Annotated in this window: 21 protein-coding genes; 4 read left to right on the top strand and 17 right to left on the bottom strand. The window is 66.3% G+C overall.

Features of this window, described 5'->3' with window-relative positions:
• Positions 1 to 149: 149 nt before the first annotated feature.
• From SBP01_RS01490 to SBP01_RS01480, 3 genes are all read left to right on the top strand, one after another.
• Positions 150 to 1,247, top strand: a complete 1,098-nt coding sequence (locus SBP01_RS01490) for a tartrate dehydrogenase (protein ID WP_275213872.1) — start codon at positions 150 to 152, stop codon at positions 1,245 to 1,247.
• A gap of 130 nt (positions 1,248 to 1,377) precedes the next feature.
• On the top strand, positions 1,378 to 2,787 hold the full coding sequence (gene dctA, locus SBP01_RS01485) for a C4-dicarboxylate transporter DctA (protein WP_320537258.1): 1,410 nt from the start codon (positions 1,378 to 1,380) through the stop codon (positions 2,785 to 2,787).
• 1 nt (position 2,788) lies between these two features.
• Complete coding sequence (locus tag SBP01_RS01480) at positions 2,789 to 3,967, top strand: glycerate kinase (protein ID WP_320537257.1); 1,179 nt, start codon at positions 2,789 to 2,791, stop codon at positions 3,965 to 3,967.
• A gap of 56 nt (positions 3,968 to 4,023) precedes the next feature.
• Here SBP01_RS01480 and SBP01_RS01475 read toward each other — a convergent pair whose 3' ends face one another.
• The 3 genes from SBP01_RS01475 to SBP01_RS01465 all read right to left on the bottom strand — a co-directional run bounded on the left by SBP01_RS01475 (position 4,024) and on the right by SBP01_RS01465 (position 5,886).
• A complete protein-coding gene (locus SBP01_RS01475) occupies positions 4,024 to 4,479 on the bottom strand; it encodes a transferase (RefSeq protein ID WP_320537256.1) in 456 nt (151 codons plus the stop codon).
• Between the two features lie 83 nt (positions 4,480 to 4,562).
• Positions 4,563 to 5,129: a type 1 glutamine amidotransferase domain-containing protein gene (locus tag SBP01_RS01470; protein WP_275213868.1), complete on the bottom strand. Its 567-nt coding sequence runs from the start codon at positions 5,127 to 5,129 to the stop codon at positions 4,563 to 4,565.
• 136 nt (positions 5,130 to 5,265) lie between these two features.
• Positions 5,266 to 5,886 carry a helix-turn-helix domain-containing protein gene (locus SBP01_RS01465; RefSeq protein WP_320537254.1) on the bottom strand — a complete coding sequence of 207 codons (621 nt, stop codon included), beginning with the start codon at positions 5,884 to 5,886 and terminating at the stop codon, positions 5,266 to 5,268.
• 126 nt (positions 5,887 to 6,012) lie between these two features.
• Here SBP01_RS01465 and SBP01_RS01460 point away from each other — a divergent pair, with 126 nt between their 5' ends.
• Entirely contained in the window at positions 6,013 to 6,300 is a 288-nt protein-coding gene (locus SBP01_RS01460; RefSeq protein WP_275213866.1) for a hypothetical protein, read from the top strand.
• An 86-nt stretch (positions 6,301 to 6,386) separates the two neighbouring features.
• Here the strand turns inward: SBP01_RS01460 and SBP01_RS01455 are convergent, their stop codons facing one another.
• From SBP01_RS01455 to ftsH, 14 genes are all read right to left on the bottom strand, one after another.
• Positions 6,387 to 7,097 carry a GAF and ANTAR domain-containing protein gene (locus tag SBP01_RS01455; protein WP_275213865.1) on the bottom strand — a complete coding sequence of 237 codons (711 nt, stop codon included), beginning with the start codon at positions 7,095 to 7,097 and terminating at the stop codon, positions 6,387 to 6,389.
• 9 nt (positions 7,098 to 7,106) lie between these two features.
• Positions 7,107 to 7,799, bottom strand: coding sequence for a GAF and ANTAR domain-containing protein (locus tag SBP01_RS01450; protein WP_320537253.1), 693 nt, complete (start codon positions 7,797 to 7,799; stop codon positions 7,107 to 7,109).
• Between the two features lie 130 nt (positions 7,800 to 7,929).
• A complete protein-coding gene (locus SBP01_RS01445) occupies positions 7,930 to 8,157 on the bottom strand; it encodes a hypothetical protein (protein WP_320537252.1) in 228 nt (75 codons plus the stop codon).
• A 26-nt stretch (positions 8,158 to 8,183) separates the two neighbouring features.
• Positions 8,184 to 8,405, bottom strand: a complete 222-nt coding sequence (locus SBP01_RS01440) for a hypothetical protein (RefSeq protein ID WP_275213862.1) — start codon at positions 8,403 to 8,405, stop codon at positions 8,184 to 8,186.
• Between the two features lie 128 nt (positions 8,406 to 8,533).
• On the bottom strand, positions 8,534 to 9,463 hold the full coding sequence (locus SBP01_RS01435; protein ID WP_320537251.1) for a pantoate--beta-alanine ligase: 930 nt from the start codon (positions 9,461 to 9,463) through the stop codon (positions 8,534 to 8,536).
• A gap of 1 nt (position 9,464) precedes the next feature.
• A complete protein-coding gene (locus tag SBP01_RS01430) occupies positions 9,465 to 10,355 on the bottom strand; it encodes a Rossmann-like and DUF2520 domain-containing protein (protein WP_320537250.1) in 891 nt (296 codons plus the stop codon).
• The gene (locus tag SBP01_RS01425) at positions 10,348 to 11,895 is read right to left on the bottom strand and encodes a PH domain-containing protein (protein WP_320537249.1); all 1,548 of its coding nucleotides are present in this window, start codon (positions 11,893 to 11,895) and stop codon (positions 10,348 to 10,350) included. Before SBP01_RS01425 ends, SBP01_RS01430 begins: the two co-directional genes overlap by 8 nt.
• Positions 11,892 to 12,404: a PH domain-containing protein gene (locus tag SBP01_RS01420; RefSeq protein ID WP_320537248.1), complete on the bottom strand. Its 513-nt coding sequence runs from the start codon at positions 12,402 to 12,404 to the stop codon at positions 11,892 to 11,894. The genes SBP01_RS01425 and SBP01_RS01420 overlap by 4 nt, the downstream gene beginning before the upstream one ends.
• Positions 12,385 to 12,915, bottom strand: a complete 531-nt coding sequence (locus tag SBP01_RS01415; protein WP_320537247.1) for a DUF3180 domain-containing protein — start codon at positions 12,913 to 12,915, stop codon at positions 12,385 to 12,387. The genes SBP01_RS01420 and SBP01_RS01415 overlap by 20 nt, the downstream gene beginning before the upstream one ends.
• A gap of 2 nt (positions 12,916 to 12,917) precedes the next feature.
• On the bottom strand, positions 12,918 to 13,454 hold the full coding sequence (gene folK, locus SBP01_RS01410; protein ID WP_320537246.1) for a 2-amino-4-hydroxy-6-hydroxymethyldihydropteridine diphosphokinase: 537 nt from the start codon (positions 13,452 to 13,454) through the stop codon (positions 12,918 to 12,920).
• Entirely contained in the window at positions 13,451 to 13,810 is a 360-nt protein-coding gene (gene folB / locus SBP01_RS01405; RefSeq protein WP_320537245.1) for a dihydroneopterin aldolase, read from the bottom strand. The genes folK and folB overlap by 4 nt, the downstream gene beginning before the upstream one ends.
• Before the next feature lie 14 nt (positions 13,811 to 13,824).
• Entirely contained in the window at positions 13,825 to 14,745 is a 921-nt protein-coding gene (gene folP / locus SBP01_RS01400) for a dihydropteroate synthase (RefSeq protein WP_275213853.1), read from the bottom strand.
• 10 nt (positions 14,746 to 14,755) lie between these two features.
• Positions 14,756 to 15,400, bottom strand: a complete 645-nt coding sequence (folE, locus tag SBP01_RS01395; protein ID WP_275213852.1) for a GTP cyclohydrolase I FolE — start codon at positions 15,398 to 15,400, stop codon at positions 14,756 to 14,758.
• A gap of 10 nt (positions 15,401 to 15,410) precedes the next feature.
• Complete coding sequence (gene ftsH, locus SBP01_RS01390; RefSeq protein WP_320537244.1) at positions 15,411 to 17,477, bottom strand: ATP-dependent zinc metalloprotease FtsH; 2,067 nt, start codon at positions 17,475 to 17,477, stop codon at positions 15,411 to 15,413.
• Positions 17,478 to 17,601: the final 124 nt, after the last annotated feature.

Here is a 17,601-nt window from a genome sequence, read left to right as displayed (position 1 = left end):
GATGAATTTATCGGTAGGTAAAACCTATCTAGCGGATCGGATCTTGGTCTTGGACGCTGCCTGCCCGCCGCCCGTCTACTTGAAGAGGAAGAACAGTGTGACCCGCACAACAGGCTCACTGCTAACAAACTCAACGAGGAGGTAGGCACATGAGCGCCACCCAGAAATTCAGCATTGCATCGATCCCTGCGGACGGTGTGGGCAAGGAAGTTGTTTCGGCCGGCCGCCGCGTCCTTGAGGCCCTTGCAGAGAACTCCAACGGCAAGTTCGCTTTCGACTGGACCGAGTTCCCCTGGGGCTGCGACTACTACCGGAAGACCGGCCAGATGATGGACCCCAAGGGCCTGGAAGCACTCAAGGACTTCGACGCAATCTACTTCGGCGCCGTCGGCTGGGAAAACGTCCCGGACCACATCAGCCTCTGGGGCCTGCGACTGAACATCACGCAGAACTTCGACCAGTGGGCCAACATCCGCCCCGTGAAGTTCCTGCCCGGCATCCAGTCCCCGCTGCGCAAGGCCGACAACACCGAGCTTGACTGGGTTGTGGTCCGCGAAAACAGCGAAGGCGAATACGCCGGCCTGGGCGGCCGCAACCTCAGCGGCCGCGGCCCCGGCAACGAGGTGGCACTGCAGACCGCGCTGTTCACCGAGAAAGGCTGCGAGCGCATCATGCGCTTCGCCTTCGATCTCGCCCGGACCCGCACGGTCAAAAAGGTTTCGTCGGTCACCAAGTCCAACGCCCAGCAGTACGGCATGGTCCTCTGGGACGAAGTCTTCAATCGCGTGGCACTGGATTACCCGGACGTGCAGACCGAAAGTGTCCTGGTGGATGCCATGAGCGCCAAGTTCATCCTCAAGCCCGAAGAGCTCTCCGTGGTGGTCGCATCAAACCTGAACGCGGACATCCTCTCCGACCTCGGTTCCGCCCTGGCCGGCAGCCTGGGCCTGGCGGCGAGCGCCAACCTGAACCCCGAACGCCGCTTCCCGTCCATGTTCGAACCAGTCCACGGCTCCGCTCCGGACATCGCCGGCCAGGGCATCAGCAACCCGATCGGCGCCATCGCCAGCGCCGCGCTCATGCTGGACCACTTCGGCCTGCACGGGGAGGCCCGCCGGGTGGAGGCCGCCATCGAGGCAGCCACCGGCTCCGGCCACCTGACCCGCGACGTCGGCGGCGACGCCCGGACGGACGACGTCACCGAGGCCATCATCAAGGCACTTACTCTCGCACCCGCCGCGGTCTAAAAAGACTTCATTTCCCACGCACCAGAACGTCCGACGGCGGCTGTCCGGCCGCCGTCGGACCCTCCCCGCGGAAGTCCACGCGGCGTCCCACCACCACCTTCCAGCGCCATTCCCCAATGAGGTAGGAATCATGGATTACAGCACCACCACGGGCCCGGCTGCAGCAGCGCCGGCCCCCAAGACACGTTGGTACCGGCAGCTCTACTTCTGGGTACTGACCGCCATTGTTATCGGCATTCTGGTCGGCTGGCTCGCACCCACCGCCGGCATTGCCATGGAACCCATCGGCACCACCTTCGTGAACTCCATGAAGATGCTCATCGGGCCCATCGTGTTCCTGACCATCGTGGGCGGCATCGCCAGCGTCGCCGACCTGAAGAAAGTCGGCATGACGGGCCTGAAAGCCCTGACCTATTTCCAGGTGGGCACCATCTTTGCCCTGATTTTCGGCCTGGTGGCCATCAACATCTTCCGCCTTGGCGAGGGCATGAACGTGGACGCCAGCACCATTAAGACCTCGGATTCCGCCGCCAAGCTGATCGACGCCGGCCAGCACCAGGAGTGGTGGCAGTTCCTCACCCACATCATTCCCAACAGCGTTGTGGGGCCGTTCGTCGAGGGTGACATCCTTCAGATCATCTTCATCGCCGTCGTCTTCGGCATCGCCCTGAACGCCATCGGCAAGGTGGGCGCCCCCGTCCTGGACGGCGTGCAGCGACTCACCGGGGTGATGTTCAAGATCCTGGGCTTCATCATGAAGGCAGCCCCGCTGGGAGCCTTCGGCGCCATGGCCTTCGCGGTGGGCAAGTACGGGGTGTCCTCCCTCACCAGCATGGGCGGGCTGATCGCGCTCTTCTACGTCACCTCAATCCTCTTTGTGGTGGTGGTCCTCGGTTCCGTGATGGCCTTCCTCAAGCTGAACATCTTCACCATGATCCGCCACCTCAAAGAGGAGTACATGCTCATCCTGGGCACCTCCACCGCCGAGCCCGCCCTGCCCGGGCTGATGCGCAAGCTCGAGCACGCCGGCGTCAAAAAAGAAACAGTGGGCCTGGTGGTTCCCACCGGCTACAGCTTCAACCTCGACGGCGCCGCGATCTACCTCTCCCTGGCCGCCCTTTACATCGCGCAGGCCACCAACACGCACCTGAGCATCGGACAGCAGCTCGGCCTGCTCGCGGTCATGCTGCTGACTTCGAAGGGCGCGGCGGGAGTGGCGGGCGGCGGTTTCATCGCCCTGACCGCTACCCTGACGACGCTCGGTACCATCCCCGCGGCCGGCATCATGCTCATTTTCGGCATCGACAAGTTCATGTCCGAGTGCCGGGCGCTGGTGAACTTCACCGGCAACGCGGTGGCCACCCTCTTCATCGCCTGGTGGGACCGCACCCTGGACGCTGATCGGGCCCGCCGGGTCTTTGCCGGAGAATACGTGGAGCCCATGCCGGCAGTGACTGAAGGTCCGGCACCCGCGGCACCCTCCGCCGTCGAGCCTTCCACCGCCCATGATCGCCGCCCGGCCTACTCGGAATCCGTCTGACATGAACAACACCACCGCCCCAAAAAACGTCCGCACCCTCATCGCACCCGACAAGTTCAAAGGCAGCCTCACCGCCGGCGAAGTGGCGGACGCCCTGGCCGCAGGACTCCGGTCAGCAACCGGCGCCGGGACGGTCCACTGCGAAATCCTTCCGCTCGCGGACGGAGGTGACGGCAGCGTGGACGCCGCCGTCGCCTCCGGCTTCACCCGGCGGAGCTACACAGTGGCCGGACCCACCGGCCAGCCGGTCCAGGCGAGCATCGCGTACGACGGCGTCACGGCAGTTGTGGAGGTGGCGAACACCTGCGGCCTGGGTCTCCTGCCCGGCGGACGGCCCGAAGCCATGGCCGCTTCCAGCCGCGGATTCGGCGAAGCGGTCCTGTTCGCCTTAAGCCTGAACCCGGCCACCATAGTGTTGGCGCTCGGCGGCAGTGCCAGCACCGACGGCGGCATGGGGATGCTTACCGCCCTCGGATTCACTTTTCGGGACGCCGATGGACGGCAGCTGAACGGCTCCGGCAGTTCCCTGGCCCGGATCCACTCCGTGGACCGGGCAGCCTTCCCTGAACTCGCCGGCACCAACCTGATCATCGCCAGCGACGTATACAACCCGCTCCTCGGCCCCCAGGGCGCACCGGCCGTTTTTGGGCCGCAAAAGGGAGCCGGACCCGCTGAGATCCTGGCACTCGAGCAAGGTCTCACGCATTTTGTCACGCAGCTGACCGAGGCCGGATTCCCGGGCGCCGGGTTCCCGGGCGCACGGGAATCCGGCCCCGCGACGCTGGCCCGGCATGAGGGCTCAGGCAGCGCCGGCGGCATCGGCTTCGCCTGCCTGCTGCTCGGGGCCCAACAGGTCTCGGGGGCAGACTTCTTCCTGGACCTGCTGGACTTCAACAGCCGTAAGGAGAGCTGCGACGTGGTGATCACCGGCGAGGGAAGCCTTGACGAACAGACCCTGGCCGGAAAGCTGCCGGCCGCCGTCGCCCGCCGGTCCGGAGCCCGGCCGATCATCGCCGTCGCCGGACGCTCCCTGCTCCCGCGCGAGCGCTGGTCCGACCTGGCGCTCACCGGCGTTTACACGCTCGCCCAGTACACGGACCAGGATTCTTCCAAGGATCCCGAACTGTCTGCGGCCCTGCTCCGGCAGATCGGCCGGGACATCGGCGCCAACCTGCTCTAGGCGCCGGGCCCGGCGAGCCGCCGCAACCGGATCCGACGCAGAAGAAGCTGGCCGCCTCAGGCGGCCAGCTTCTTCGGTTGTTTGCGAACGCTCGGACGCTTGGTTGCCGCCACGTCGGTCCGGCGCCGCGGCTGGGCGGCGACGCGGCCGCCGTCGGGCACCCTGCTGTCGGCAGCGAGCCGGGCGCCGTGCCCAATGACGGCACCTGCGCCGATGCGTGAGTGGCTGCCGATGTGCACGCGGTTCCCGATGATTGCTCCGTTGCCCACGCGCACGGCGTCGCCGATAATGGTCCGCTCCCCCACCTGCACCTGGCGGTCGATCCAACTGCCGTGCCCTACCCGGGTGCATGCCCCGATCCGCGCATGCGGCTCCACATACGTCATGGGCCCCAGACGGACGGAGTCGGCCACAACAGCGCCGCGGCCAACGAAGCCACCGCCATTCTGGTGCCGGTGGTAGTACACCACTGCACCGGAATCGTCCTCAAACGATTCAACCTGCCTGGTCATGCCAATCCCTAGTCATCCTCTATCAATAGCCGGGCGGTCCCCCGCTTTAAAAGTGTTAACAGCGGCGGGACGGGGCAGATTCCTTAGGCAGTCTGGCCGGCGTGCTGACCTTCCGAGATTTCCTCCACCAGTTTGCTGTTGAAGGCGGGAAGGTCGTCCGGGTTGCGGCTGGTGACCAGGCCCTGGTCCACCACCACTTCCTCGTCACTCCAGTTGGCGCCCGCGTTCTTCAGGTCCGTCTGGAGCGTGTGGTACGAGGTGACGTTACGGCCGCGGATCACGCCGGCATCGATCAGGAGCCAGGGGCCGTGGCAGATCGAGGCCACGGGCTTGTGCTGTTCAAAGAAGCTGCGCGTGAAATTCTGCGCGTCCTTGTCCACGCGGAGATGGTCGGCATTCACTACCCCGCCCGGAAGAACCAAGGCGTCAAAGTCCGAAGCGTTGGCATCCGCCACAGTGAGGTCGATGTCGAAGGTATCGCCCTTGTCCGTCCCGTTGTAGCCCTGCAGCCGGCCGCTGCCGGGAGCCACCAGCGTCGGCACGCCGCCGGCGTCCTTGACTGCCTGCCAGGGGCTGGTGAGCTCCACCTGCTCCACTCCGTCCGTCAGCAGGAAAGCGACCTTCTTGCCCGTGATGTTGTGTTCTGACATTTTTCCTCCTTTAGCGACGCGGTCCGGGCGCATTGCAGCTACGCTTGACCGCTTCGAGAGTTGTGTGTCTGACAGCATCCAGCCTAGGAAAGCCGCAACTGATAAGCAAGCTGACTATTCGGCGGCTGCTGACTATTCAGCGGCTGTGGTGCTGGATCAACCAGCCGGCCATCTCCTGGGCCCGGCTGGCAGCCTGCGTATCGCCTTCCGAGGCAGAGACAATGGACCCCTTCATCAGGATGTGCCACGACCTGGCAAAATCCTCCGGACGATCAAGGCCTGCCTGCTCCGCAAGCACCTGCACGTGGCCCCTGATCCGGGCGAGATAATCGATGCTCGCCAGGCCCAGCGGATGCGACGGACCCATCTCCAGCAGGATGTTGATGAACGAGCAGGCTTCAAAATCGTCCCGGCGGAACCATTCGCCGAAGACGTCGAAGATGGCCAGCAGTTGCCCGGTGGGCTTGCTGGCCCGCTGCTTCGCCTGACCAACGATCGCGTCCACGGTCCAGAGCTGGTCCCGCAGCTCCAGGAATGCCAATACGAGGGAATCCTTGGAGGGAAAGTGCCGGTAGAACGTTGCCTTGGCCACCCCGGAACGTTCGATCAGTTCGTTGACCCCGACGTCCCGCACTCCCCGGCGGGAGAACAGCTGGTACGCCACCGCGAGGATCCGCTCCCGGGAATCGGCAGGACGGATGGCCGCCGCTGCAATACTTTCCGCCGGCGGCAGGGTGGCTTCTCCATCGGAAATCATCGTGATATCAGTTTACTCCGGGGTGCAGACAGACCGGTCTTCCTACATGTAGTGTCTTTTCAAACGCAAGTGCTTTGACGCTCCGGGGCTTCCCAAGAACCGGCAGCATGGTGCAAGGAGGCCCCAATGTCAGCAGAGCGAATGTTCGAGTTCATCCCCTGTGACGATCCCGATCCGGACCCGTGGGTTGAGTCCGCGGCGGCCACCGCTGAGGTCCGGCAGTTCGCCCGCGAGTCACTGCGGTGGCAGGCACAGGAAATCATCGACGAAGTGCTGGGCGGGACCGATCCCGGCGAGGAGCTGGCCCGGGCCAGACTCCGCCGCTGCGTGGCACAGAATCCCGGCCGGCCCGAACGCGCCCTCCTCCAACAGCTGATGGTCAACCGGGACCACCATGGCGGGTCAACTCTGTAGGAGGCCCGAGCGCGAGGAGTCCCGGGCGCGGCAGGAGTCCCGGGCGCGGCCGCCCGGGACCGCAGAACGCTTTCCGGTGCGGCGGCTTACAGCGTCAGGCTGCGGTCCACGATGCTGCCGGCTGTCACCTGAAGGCTCTGGTTGTTGGCTCGCGCGTAGTTGCGCAGCCGGTTGAACGCCGCGTCCATGTCCACACCCGCTGTGTGGGCGATAACTCCCTTGGCCTGCTCGATCAGCACCCGGGTGTTCAAAGCCCGCTGAAGCTGCTCGTTGACAAGCGCCGCTTCCCTGATGGTGCGCTCCTGCATCAGGCTGATCGTGGCGACATCCGCAAGGGCCTGTCCAATCGCGGTGTCCTCTGCCGTCAGGGGCCCCGCGGTGGAACGGAAGAGTCCCATGGCGCCGATGGCGCGGCCCTGGACCCGCATGGGCACTGCGTGCACGGAGCGGAAGCCCTGAGAGAGCGCGGCCGCACGGAAGTCGGGCCACCGTGTCAGGGCGCTTACATCGGCCACAACCACCGGAACCCCGGATCGGTATGCGTCGACGCACGGACCGGCCCCGGCCTGAAGCTGCAACACCTCTACGAGCCGGCTCTCCTCGCTGGTGGAAGCCACCACTTGGAGTTCTCCCGTGGGATCGGCCAGCACCAACCCGGCGGCCGAGACATCAAGCAGCCCCACGGCCTCCTCCACCAGAGTGTGCAGGAGATCAAGGACGTCATAGTCCGCCACCAGCGTGTCCGTCAGCTTCACGAAAGCCAGGCTGACGCGCTCCGCACGGGTACTCGTTACCATGGCGCCATTTTACTGCAGCGCCGGGCCCGGCTCCCCATCTGACGCGGGGTCGAAACTAAGCCGGCCCGCAAGGACAGCATCGGCCGCGGCCTTCAGGGTGACGTCGTTGGCGAACGCGTAGGCACGCAACAGGAGCAAGGATTCTGCCGCCGTAGCGCCGGACTGCGCGAGGACCATCCCGGTGGCCTGATGGATTTCCCGGCGCGACATCAGCCCCGGCTCCAGAGCGGGATCACCCTCAGCGGAATTGACGCTGAGGACCTTGCGCAGCAGATACCAGGACGTTTGGCCGGCCAACGCTGCGGCTGCGGACTCCGCGGAACGGCTCAAGTTTCCACGCACCGTGTGATACAGCTCCACGACGCCAAGGTCCAGGGCACCCACGGTCAGCGGGAAGACAAATAACGCCGCCGCTGGCGTGCCCTCGATGGCGCGGTGGAACATGGGCCACTCGCCGTCCACGGTGGTCTGCGCATCACCAAGGAGCACCGGGAGCCGGGTCTGCATCGCCCGCCATCGCGGACCTTCCCCCAGGTTGAACTGCAACTCGTCCAGCCGCGCAGCCATTTCATCGCTGGCTGCGACCAGCGTGGCGGCGGCAGTCCCGCCGAAGAGCGATACGGCGACGCCCGTGATGGGCAACTGTGCGAGATAGGGAGCACAGAGGTCCGCTTCACCCGCTGCGTCGGGCCCACTGTCCATGGTCAGCCTCTGATCCCTGATTCATTCCCGCTGCGCAAATGCCGGCTGCAGGCTGAACCGGAACGGCGGAGTCGTCATCCCAACAATACATAGTGGCTATGCCCCGGGCACGGCAACGCATCGGACAGTCCTATTGCCCCGGTTCGGCGTTGACTATTTTCACGGTTTCGCGCAGGTGTTCCAGCAAGGCCATCTCGGGGGCATGCGGGTGGGCGGCAAGGCACCGGGTCAGCCGTTCCTTGACCCCGTCCAAACCAGGGGACGGATCATCAAGGATGGAGACGATGATTTCGTGGGCCTGTCCTTGGAGCGGTGTGGCCCCTGCGTCAAACCTGTGATGCCGCCCGAGTTGCAGCATGCCGTCAGCTCCTGGCACGAGGGTCCTCAGAAGTCCAACCGTTCGTGCGTCTCGCCGAACGGCACAGCCTCACTGACGGCAACCGTATAAGTGTCGTGGGCGTGGCGGGTCACCAGGATCCCGCATAGCCCGGTGGTGGACGCGAACTGTCGCGCCATGTTTACTGCGGAATTCAAGTAGTCGTCAACAACGGCGGCGTTGGGGACTCTAACGAGGTACGACAGACCGTCGTCCACTGTGCGGATCATGGGGTTTGCTCTTCCTGGGGACGCCAAATGGGGCGATGCCAGGGTCCGGGGCACTGAAATAAGCTTAGTCGATCCGAACGGAATCCAACAGACTTTTTGCGCCGCCCACCCGGCACGAGGTCCAGGGATCAGGAACTCAACGGCACATTGTCGATCAGCCGGACCGGGCCCACTTTTGCTGCGATGAGAGCCAGTCCCTCACCCCGGAAGGGAACCTTCCGGCAGTTTTCGGCGAGTGGTTCAAGGGTCCGCGGATCCACCACGTCGAAGTAGTCAAGTTCCACCAATGGCTGGGAGGCCACCATGGCCTGGGCCGAGTCGAGGTCCAGCGGCTCCTGGGCATTGGCGCGCTCCTCAAGAAGCCGCAGGGCCCGCGAGAGCACCAACGCGGCTTCCCGCTCCTGGTCGGACAGGAAGCGGTTGCGGCTGGAGAGGGCAAGGCCGTCGTCGGCACGGACGGTGGGTACCGTCACGATGTCCACGGGAAAGTTGAGGTCGGCCACCATCCGCCGCACGAGTGCCACCTGCTGGGCATCTTTCTGCCCGAAGTAGGCCCGGTAGGTGGGCAGGCCGGCGGTGCTGCCGGAGACGAAGGCCCCGGCGGACGGGAGGCCTGCAGCCGGAGCGCCGTAGTGCAGCAGCTTCGCCACGACGGTGAGGGCCCCGTCGAAATGCCCGGGCCGCGAGGCGCCTTCCCATTTTTCCCCCAGGGTACCGGCGGTGATGCGCACCAGGGGTTCCCCGCCCGGGTAAACATCCTCCACCGAGGGCGCAAACACCAGGTCCACGCCCTGTGCCTCAAGCAGCGCAACGTCGGCTTCGAGCGTCCGCGGGTACCGGTCAAGATCCACGGCATCGCCGAACTGCAGCGGATTCACAAAGATGGAGGCCACCACAACGTCGTTCTGTTCGACGGCGGTCCGTGCCAGCCGGGCGTGCCCCCCGTGCAGTGCGCCCATGGTTGGCACCAGGGCCTGGGAGCGGCCTTCCTTCCCTGTCAAGAGGCGGGCACTGGCCTCGCGCAGTTCCGCCGCCGTCCGTACCACTTGGGTAGCCACGTTATTCTCCTTCTTCCAGGGCCGATCGGATGGCCCCCAGTTGATCCGGTTTAAGTAGGCCGCGGGTTTCCGCCCGCCGCGCGGTGGCACGGGCCATGGCGAGGTAGGCCTCAAGGACATCGCCGTGGGTCCCGGCGTCGTACTCGCGCAGCGCCTCGGCGTGAGCCGCCACGGTGCCCACATCGCCGCGTGCCACCGGCCCTGTCAGGGCTGTCTCGCCGGAGGCCAGCGCATTTTCGAGCGTGGCCCGCAAGAGGGGCCCGAGCATCCGGTCCGGGGCGTCCACCCCCACATCCCGGAGCAGTTGGGAGGCCTGCGCCACGAGGGTGACAAGATGGTTCGAACCGTGGGCAAGGGCTGTGTGATAGAGCGTCCGGTCCGCCTCGGCAATGGCAACTGGCTCGGCGCCCATCTCCACCACCAGGGCCTGCGCGATGGGCAGCATGGCGGCGTCCGCCGTCACCCCGAAGGTGCAGTCGAGCAGGCGGGTCAGGTCCAGGCTCATGCCCGTGAATGTCATGGCGGGGTGCAGGGCCAGCGGGATCGCGCCGGCGGCCCTGACGGGGCGGAGCACACCCACGCCGAATCTGCCCGACGTATGCGCCACCAACTGTCCGGGCTGCCAGGCCCCCAGTTTGGCGAGACCGTCCACCAGGCCGGCCAGGGCGTCATCCGGCACGGCCAGGAGCACCAGTTCGGCGCGTTCCACAATCTCCTGGATTTCCAGCACCGGGACGCCGGGGAGCAGGGCTTCGGCCCGGTCACGGCTGGCCTCGGATACTGCGGAAACCCCGACGACGGCGTGTTCGGCAGCGCGGAGGGCGGCACCGAGTACCGCACCGACTTTCCCGGCGCTGATGATTCCGACGCCAAGGCGCCCCGGTTTAGCCACGGTTGGTGCTCTCCTGCTGGTTGGTGGTGCCGTGTTGGTTGGTGGTGCCGTTCGCCGGCGGTTTCCCCGCGGCAGGTCCACGTGTCGGTGACGGGGCAACCTGCGCCAGCCATTGTTCGCTGGTCTGCCGTTTGCGGGCCAGGCGTGCGCGGGCGGACTGTTCGTCAAAAAGGGTACGCGCCTCGTCCAGGCCGGCCTGCCTCAGACGCGGTGACACCGGCCCGGCAGTGGTGTGGAGGATCAGGTCCGCCAGGCGGAACTGGCGGGCGAGGGGTCCCTGGTGCATGGCCATGGACTGGGTGCGCTGGTGCGGGACCAGCACCAGTTCCCGCCACCACCGGCCCGAGCGGATCAGCAGCGCGGTGTCGGTGGAGGCGAAGCCGTTGCGGCGCCATCCCAGGGGCGCGAGGAACCGGCCGCGGCGCGGTGTGGTGACAAATCCGCCGTCGGAATCGAGTCCGCCAAGCCCCGCCGCGAAAATGCGTCCGGGCTCCGGCGTCCCCGGGTCCGGCAGGACCAGTGCGAGCATGCTCATCACCTCGGGAAGCTTGCCGACGGGCAGGAGCGTGGTCCGGGACGCCGGCTCGCCGTTGCTGCCCGGCGCGCCGTAGCCGGCAACGTTGACCTGGATCCGGTACCAGCCGAAGATGCGCCACAGCGGGGACTGGACCACCTTCAGCGCCTGGATCCTGCCGGGCGGCAGCGTCTGTGCCTGCGTGTCCAGGAGTCCGTAGCGGAGCCGGATCCCGTCCGGGGAGATCGCCGCTGTGAAGTTGTAGCCCTTGTTGAAGGAGCCCCAGTAGCTGGCGGCCAGGCCCAGCGCCGCCGGGATCAGGTAGAAGTAGAAGCTCCGGTTGTCCGTTACGGCGGAGAGGATGACGGACGCGACGCCGCCCAGCACCACACCGACGCTCTGCTCGCTGAGGAGCAGCGAACCCAGAAGGCGCGACGGCGGCACGGACAGTACCGGAAATTCCGGTGCCTCGGGTGGGGCCTCCTGCGGCCGGGCGGGGTCGGGAACCACACCGGCGGCACGTGCCAGGATGGTGGCGCGGAGCTGCCGGGCGTCGTCCATCCGCAGGTAGGCGAGCCTGACGGCGGATTCCCCGGCGTCGGCGACCTCGAACTTGAGTTCCGCCAGGCCAAAAATCCGTGCCAGCAGCGGCTGGACGATGTCGATGGCCTGGACGCGGTCAAGCCGGGCCTGGCGCTGCTGGCGAAAGAGGAAGCCGGAATTGATCCTGACGTAGCCCCCGGAGACCTGGTATTTGGTGAAGTACCAGGTGAGGATGAAGCCCAGGACGGTCAGCACCAGCATGATCCCGCCGCCGGCTACCAGCAAAGGCGCACGGCCTGCGAAATCGTCGTCAATGAGGGGCCGGCCCTGCAACAGCCGTTCGAAGATGTCCCGCCCAAAGAAGAAGCCGATGGCCGCCAGCGCCACCCAGCCTCGAACGAACGGCGAGGCCGGATGCACCCGCAGCCACTCGCCGTCGGACGCTGCCTCCGGCACTCCCCGTTCCGGAAGGTCAGCGGTCACAGCCCTGCCAGCCTGGCTTCGCCCCGGGCGGCGAGCTGTTCACGCAGGCGCGCCCCCTCACCGGCGGGCAGGCCGGGGATGGTGGCGTTCGTGCCGGGCGAGGCGGTGTGGAGTTTCAGCGTGCACAGCCCCAGCCCGCGCTCGACCGGACCCACCCCGATGTCCACGTACTGCATCCGGCCGTAGGGAACCGCCAGGGTGCGCTGGAAGAAAATCCCGCGGCGGATCAGCAGGTCATCGTCCCGTTCGGCGTAGCCGATGGCACGCACCTGGCGCGGAATCAGCACCAGCCGCCAGGCGGCCAAAACCAGGGCGGCCGCCGGCACCAGGATGGCCAGCCATAGCGGCGGCCAGCGCCACCAGCCCAGGAGTACGAGGACCAGGGGCAGGCTCAGCACAATCACCGCGAGCAGGTTGCCGGCGGCCCATTCCACCAGCCGCACGGTGACGTATTTTGGTGACACCCGCTGCCAGGAGATGCCCGCCGGATCAATCGCCTCGGTAGGCATACTCACCCTCCCCCGCGGCTTCCCCGCGGACCCCGTGGCCGGGCTTTCCGTCACCGGCCGCGTCCGTGTCTTCGGGCGGGATCCGGCAGAACCGTTCCACCAGCAGGCCCACGACGATCATCACCAGGCCCCCGCCGGCCACGGCAATGGCTACCCAGGTGATGCCCTGGTCGCTGCGGAGGTTCCAGATGCGCAGTTGGTCCAGGAAGATTCCCACGTGCCACCCCAGCAGGACAGTGCCTGCATAGGCACAAGCCTGGGCGAGTACCAGGGTCCGGGCAGCGAGGATGGGGTCGAGTGCCTTCTTGCGTTTCGTGCTGTTGCGCCAGCGAAGCACCCGGATGCCAAGGATCAGCGTGATCACCACGATGACGGCCATGGTGGCAAGGGCTGTCACCGGAAGCACGGGCGTGGCCAGGCTGTAGCGCGTGGTCACCACGGTGGCTGACCAGCCGGCGACGGTCAGGGCCACGCCGATCAGAAGGAGGCGACCGGGGCTGATGGGTTTCATTGCTATTCCACCGCCCCGGCCGTGGGAACACCGTTGTAGTCGCCGAAGCCGTCGAACGGCACGATGTCGGCGAAGTCTGCTGCCCGCGCAGCAAGGTCACCGATCCGTTCGCCGCCCAGGGTTGCCGCCGGTTCGATCAGGGACCAGGGGTAAAGGACAAAGGCGCGCTCCGCAGCACGGGGATGCGGCAGGGTCAGGTCCGGGTCATCACGGGTGACGTCACCGTAGGTGATGATGTCGACGTCGAGCGTGCGGGGTCCCCAGCGCACGTCGCGGACGCGGAGGTGCTTGTTCTCCACCGCCTGGCAATGCTCCAGCAGGGCTTCCGGGGACAGCATGGTTTCCACGGTCATCACCATGTTCAGGAAGTCGGGCTGCCCGGCCGGGCCACCGACCGGTTTGGTCTGGACCACCGGGGATACGGCCAGCAGGCGCACCTCCGGAGGATCCACCAGGTCTGCCACCGCACCGGAGAGGGTGTCGTTTCGTTCGCCCAGGTTACTGCCGAGGGCCAGGACCGCCTTCGTGTACGCGGTCATGGTCTCTCCCGGTGCACGCTGACGGCCACATCGCCGAACGGCACCTCGATGGGGGCCTGGGGCTTATGGACCGTGACGTCCACGGCCCTGATGCTGAACCGGCCCAGCAGGTCATCGGCGATTCTCACGGCCAGGGCCTCGATCAGGTTCAAGGGCTCCCCCGTGATCCAGTCCTTGATCCGCTCAGCCACCTCGCCGTAATGCGCAGTGTCCCGGACGTCGTCGGATTCCGCGGCTTTGGCGAAGTCCAGGTGCAGGACGGCGTCCACCACAAAGGGCTGGCCCTCGCGGCGTTCAAAATCAAAGACGCCGTGATGGCCGACGGCGGTGACACCGCTCAGCGTAATCCTGTCCATGGGGTCCCCCGGCCCTAGTGAGTGGTGCGGGCAGCCGCCACGCGCGAAGCGACCTTTACAGCGTCAAGGCTGGGCCCGACGTCGTGCACGCGGACGGCCCAGGCGCCGCGGAAGGCGCTGATGGCCGTGATGGCCGCGGTGGCTGCGTCGCGTTCCTCCGGGGCGGCGGACTTGCCGGCCACGGTCAGCAGGGTGCCCAGGAAGCGTTTGCGGGATGCAGCCACCAGGACCCGGTGCCCCAGGCTGTCCAGCTGGTCCAGGTTCTGCAGGAGCTCCCAGTTCTGGGCATCGTTCTTGGCGAAGCCCAGGCCCGGATCAACAATGATCTGGTCCGGGCTGACCCCGGCCGCGAGGAGCTTGTCCCGCACGCCGGCCAGTTCCGACACCACTTCGCCGGCAACGTCCTTGTACTCGGCCAGCGAATTCATGGTGCGGGCATCGCCACGGCGGTGTGTCAGGACGTAGGGCGCTTTGGACGAGGCCACCAGCTCTGCCATTTCCGGCTCCATGGTGAGGCCCGAGACATCGTTGATGATGGCGGCTCCGGCCTTCAGCGCGGCCGCAGCCGTGGACGTGTGTGTGGTGTCGATGGAGACCAGCGCACCCGCCTTGACCAGGGCCTCGATGACGGGGACCACCCTGCGCTGTTCTTCCTCCGGGCTGACATCCAGGGCGCCGGGGCGGGTCGATTCGCCGCCGACGTCGATGATGTCCGCGCCGGCATAAAACATCCGCAGGCCGGCGGCGATGGCGGTGTCCGCCGTGAAGTGCTTGCCGCCGTCGCTAAAGGAGTCAGGGGTGACGTTCAGGATGCCCATGACCAGGGTGCGGCCGGTGGGTAGGTCTGCGAATTTCGCGGCCGGGCGCGGTTTGCGCAGCATGGGCAGCGGGGACGTTGCGGGCCCGGTTCCCGGGGCTGCAGCTAATGAGTCCATGGTTTGTTACTTACCTTCCGAGGATGAGGCTCATGGCCTCGGCACGGGTGGCCGGGTCATGAAGCTGCCCGCGTACCGCGCTGGTGACGGTCTTCGCGCCGGGCTTGCGGACACCGCGCATGGACATGCACATGTGCTCGCATTCAACAACAACAATCGCGCCACGCGGCTTGAGGTGGGTGACCATTGCTTCAACGATCTGGGTGGTGAGCCGTTCCTGCACCTGCGGGCGCCGGGCGTAGATGTCCACGAGCCGCGCCAGCTTGCTCAGGCCGGTTACCTTGCCGTCATGCGAGGGAATGTAGCCCACGTGGGCCACACCGTGGAACGGCACCAGGTGGTGCTCACACGTGGAATAGAACGGGATGTCCTTGACCAGGACCAGTTCCTCGTGGTCCAGGTCAAAAGTGGTGGACAGGACGTCAGCCGGGTCGTGGTGCAGGCCGGCGAACACCTCCGCATAGGCTTTGGCCACCCGTTTGGGAGTGTCCTGGAGCCCGCCCCGGTCCGGGTCCTCGCCGATGGCGAGCAGGATTTCGCGGACCGCGGCTTCAATCCGGGGCCGGTCCACCTTGTCGTGCTTTTTATGGTGGGATCCGTCCTCCGCCGGAAGTCCGGCGGAGGAGAGGTCGTCGTCGTCGTCGAAGTCATTCACAGAAGAAAGCTTAGCCGCGCAGGGCGTCAGGACCCGAGTCGGGGATGCCGCCCTGGAAAGGAGCATCCTCCGGAACACCCTGCGGGTGCGGGGGCTGGGCGTCCAACGGTTCGTCGAGGCGGGCCTTCTTGGCCTCCTCCTGGGCTTCGCGCTCCGCCTTTTCCTGCCGCGATTCCACCGGGCCGGCCTGCTGGACCGGCCGGGTTTCCTTGGACAGCCAGACTTCGCGGAAGTCACGCTTGCGGATGTCGCGGAAGATGTCAGCGATCTCGGCCTGGTTGAGGGTTTCCCGTTCCAGGAGTTCGAGGGCCAGGAAGTCCAGCACGTCGCGGTTCTCGGTAAGGATGGCGTACGCCTCGTCATGGGCCTGATCGATCAGGCGGCGCACTTCCTCATCCACCACGTAGGCGATCTGGTCGGAGTAGTTCCGCTCGTGGCCGGCGTCGCGGCCCAGGAAGGGCTCGCCGCCGCCCTGGCCCAGGCGCACCGCACCCACCCGTTCGCTCATGCCGTATTCGGTGACCATCTTGCGGGCCGTGGCCGTGGCCTTCTCGATGTCGTTGGAGGCGCCGGTGGAGGGGTCGTGGAAGACGATCTCCTCCGCGACGCGCCCGCCCATGGCGTAGGCCATCTGGTCCAGCAGTTCGTTGCGGGTCACGGAGTACTTGTCGTTATCCGGCACCACCATGGTGTAGCCCAGGGCACGGCCGCGGGGCAGGATGGTGATCTTGGTGACCGGCGCCGAGTTGCGCAGGGCAGCAGCCACCAGGGCGTGGCCGCCTTCGTGGTACGCGGTGATTTTGCGCTCGTGTTCCTTCATGACGCGGCTGCGCTTCTGCGGGCCGGCCATGACACGGTCAATGGCCTCGTCCAGGGCGCGGTCGTCAATGAGGTTGGCGTTGGAGCGGGCCGTCAGCAGGGCGGCCTCGTTGAGAACGTTGGCCAGGTCAGCGCCGGTGTAGCCCGGAGTCTTCTTGGCCACGCTCTTGAGGTCAACACCGGGCGCCATCGGCTTGCCCTTGGCGTGGACCTGCAGGATCTGGTCACGGCCGATCAGGTCCGGCGCCTCAACCGTGATCTGCCGGTCGAAGCGGCCGGGGCGGAGCAGTGCGGGGTCCAGGACGTCCGGGCGGTTGGTGGCCGCGATCAGGATGACGTTGGTCTTGACGTCGAAGCCGTCCATCTCCACCAGCAACTGGTTGAGGGTCTGCTCGCGTTCGTCGTTGCCGCCGCCGATGCCGGCGCCGCGGTGGCGGCCGACGGCGTCGATCTCGTCCACGAAGATGATGGCGGGTGAGTTGGCCTTGGCCTGCTCAAAAAGGTCGCGGACACGGGACGCGCCCACGCCGACGAACATTTCCACGAAGTCGGAGCCGGAGATGGAGAAGAACGGCACGCCGGCCTCGCCGGCGACGGCACGGGCGAGGAGGGTCTTACCGGTTCCGGGCGGGCCGTACAGCAGCACGCCCTTGGGGATTTTGGCGCCCACGGCCTGGAATTTGGCGGGCTCCTGCAGGAACTCCTTGATTTCCTGGAGTTCCTCGACTGCCTCGTCGGCTCCGGCAACGTCATTGAAGGTCACCTGGGGCATGTCCTTGTTGACCATCTTGGCCTTGGACTTGCCGAACTGCATGATCTTCGAGCCGCCGCCCTGCATGCGGGTCATCAGGAACCAGAAGAGCGCACCGAGGAGGATGACAGGAATCAGGAGGGAGAGCAGGCCGGAGAACCAGTTGCTTTCGATCGGCTGGTCGGTGTAGCCGTTCGCGGGCTTGGCGTCGGTGACGGCCTTGACGACGTCGGCCGCGCGGGCGTCGACGTAGAAGAACTGGACGCTCTTGCCCTTGTCCTGGCCGTCGATGTTCAGGCTGTCCTTAAGGACCAGGTCAACACGGTTTTCGCCGTCGAAAATCTTTGCCTGCTCAACCTTGCCGTTCGCGGCGAGGAGCTCAAGGCCCTTGTCGGTGTCGATCCGTGCTGCGCCGCCGGGAGCCAGCGTTGCAAAGGCCACGAGGAGCATGGCGATCACAACAACGATCCAGATGCCCGGGCCCTTGAAGAAACTCTTAGCTTTCATCTGTTCGGGGGCTGGCCCCGTCCCTCCTGGTAGTGCTGCACGGCGAGTGGTCTACGCGCGTGTGGTGCTGCATCAGCTACTAGCTATACACCGTCCGGAGTAAATCACGCACGATGCCGCCTAA

The organism is Pseudarthrobacter sp. IC2-21 (genome assembly GCF_034048115.1).
GTDB lineage: Bacteria > Actinomycetota > Actinomycetes > Actinomycetales > Micrococcaceae > Arthrobacter > Arthrobacter naphthalenicus.
The sequence above is the reverse complement of the archived record's forward strand: the minus strand, read 5'-3'. Positions and strand labels throughout refer to the sequence as shown.

Coding starts and splice junctions, on each gene's coding strand:
- SBP01_RS01490 (WP_275213872.1), top strand. CDS start 150: ATGAGCGCCACCCAGAAATTCAGCATTGCATCGATCCCTGCGGACGGT.
- dctA (WP_320537258.1), top strand. CDS start 1,378: ATGGATTACAGCACCACCACGGGCCCGGCTGCAGCAGCGCCGGCCCCC.
- SBP01_RS01480 (WP_320537257.1), top strand. CDS start 2,789: ATGAACAACACCACCGCCCCAAAAAACGTCCGCACCCTCATCGCACCC.
- SBP01_RS01475 (WP_320537256.1), bottom strand. CDS start 4,479: ATGACCAGGCAGGTTGAATCGTTTGAGGACGATTCCGGTGCAGTGGTG.
- SBP01_RS01470 (WP_275213868.1), bottom strand. CDS start 5,129: ATGTCAGAACACAACATCACGGGCAAGAAGGTCGCTTTCCTGCTGACG.
- SBP01_RS01465 (WP_320537254.1), bottom strand. CDS start 5,886: ATGATTTCCGATGGAGAAGCCACCCTGCCGCCGGCGGAAAGTATTGCA.
- SBP01_RS01460 (WP_275213866.1), top strand. CDS start 6,013: ATGTCAGCAGAGCGAATGTTCGAGTTCATCCCCTGTGACGATCCCGAT.
- SBP01_RS01455 (WP_275213865.1), bottom strand. CDS start 7,097: ATGGTAACGAGTACCCGTGCGGAGCGCGTCAGCCTGGCTTTCGTGAAG.
- SBP01_RS01450 (WP_320537253.1), bottom strand. CDS start 7,799: ATGGACAGTGGGCCCGACGCAGCGGGTGAAGCGGACCTCTGTGCTCCC.
- SBP01_RS01445 (WP_320537252.1), bottom strand. CDS start 8,157: ATGCTGCAACTCGGGCGGCATCACAGGTTTGACGCAGGGGCCACACCG.
- SBP01_RS01440 (WP_275213862.1), bottom strand. CDS start 8,405: ATGATCCGCACAGTGGACGACGGTCTGTCGTACCTCGTTAGAGTCCCC.
- SBP01_RS01420 (WP_320537248.1), bottom strand. CDS start 12,404: ATGCCTACCGAGGCGATTGATCCGGCGGGCATCTCCTGGCAGCGGGTG.
- SBP01_RS01415 (WP_320537247.1), bottom strand. CDS start 12,915: ATGAAACCCATCAGCCCCGGTCGCCTCCTTCTGATCGGCGTGGCCCTG.
- folK (WP_320537246.1), bottom strand. CDS start 13,454: ATGACCGCGTACACGAAGGCGGTCCTGGCCCTCGGCAGTAACCTGGGC.
- folB (WP_320537245.1), bottom strand. CDS start 13,810: ATGGACAGGATTACGCTGAGCGGTGTCACCGCCGTCGGCCATCACGGC.
- folP (WP_275213853.1), bottom strand. CDS start 14,745: ATGGACTCATTAGCTGCAGCCCCGGGAACCGGGCCCGCAACGTCCCCG.
- ftsH (WP_320537244.1), bottom strand. CDS start 17,477: ATGAAAGCTAAGAGTTTCTTCAAGGGCCCGGGCATCTGGATCGTTGTT.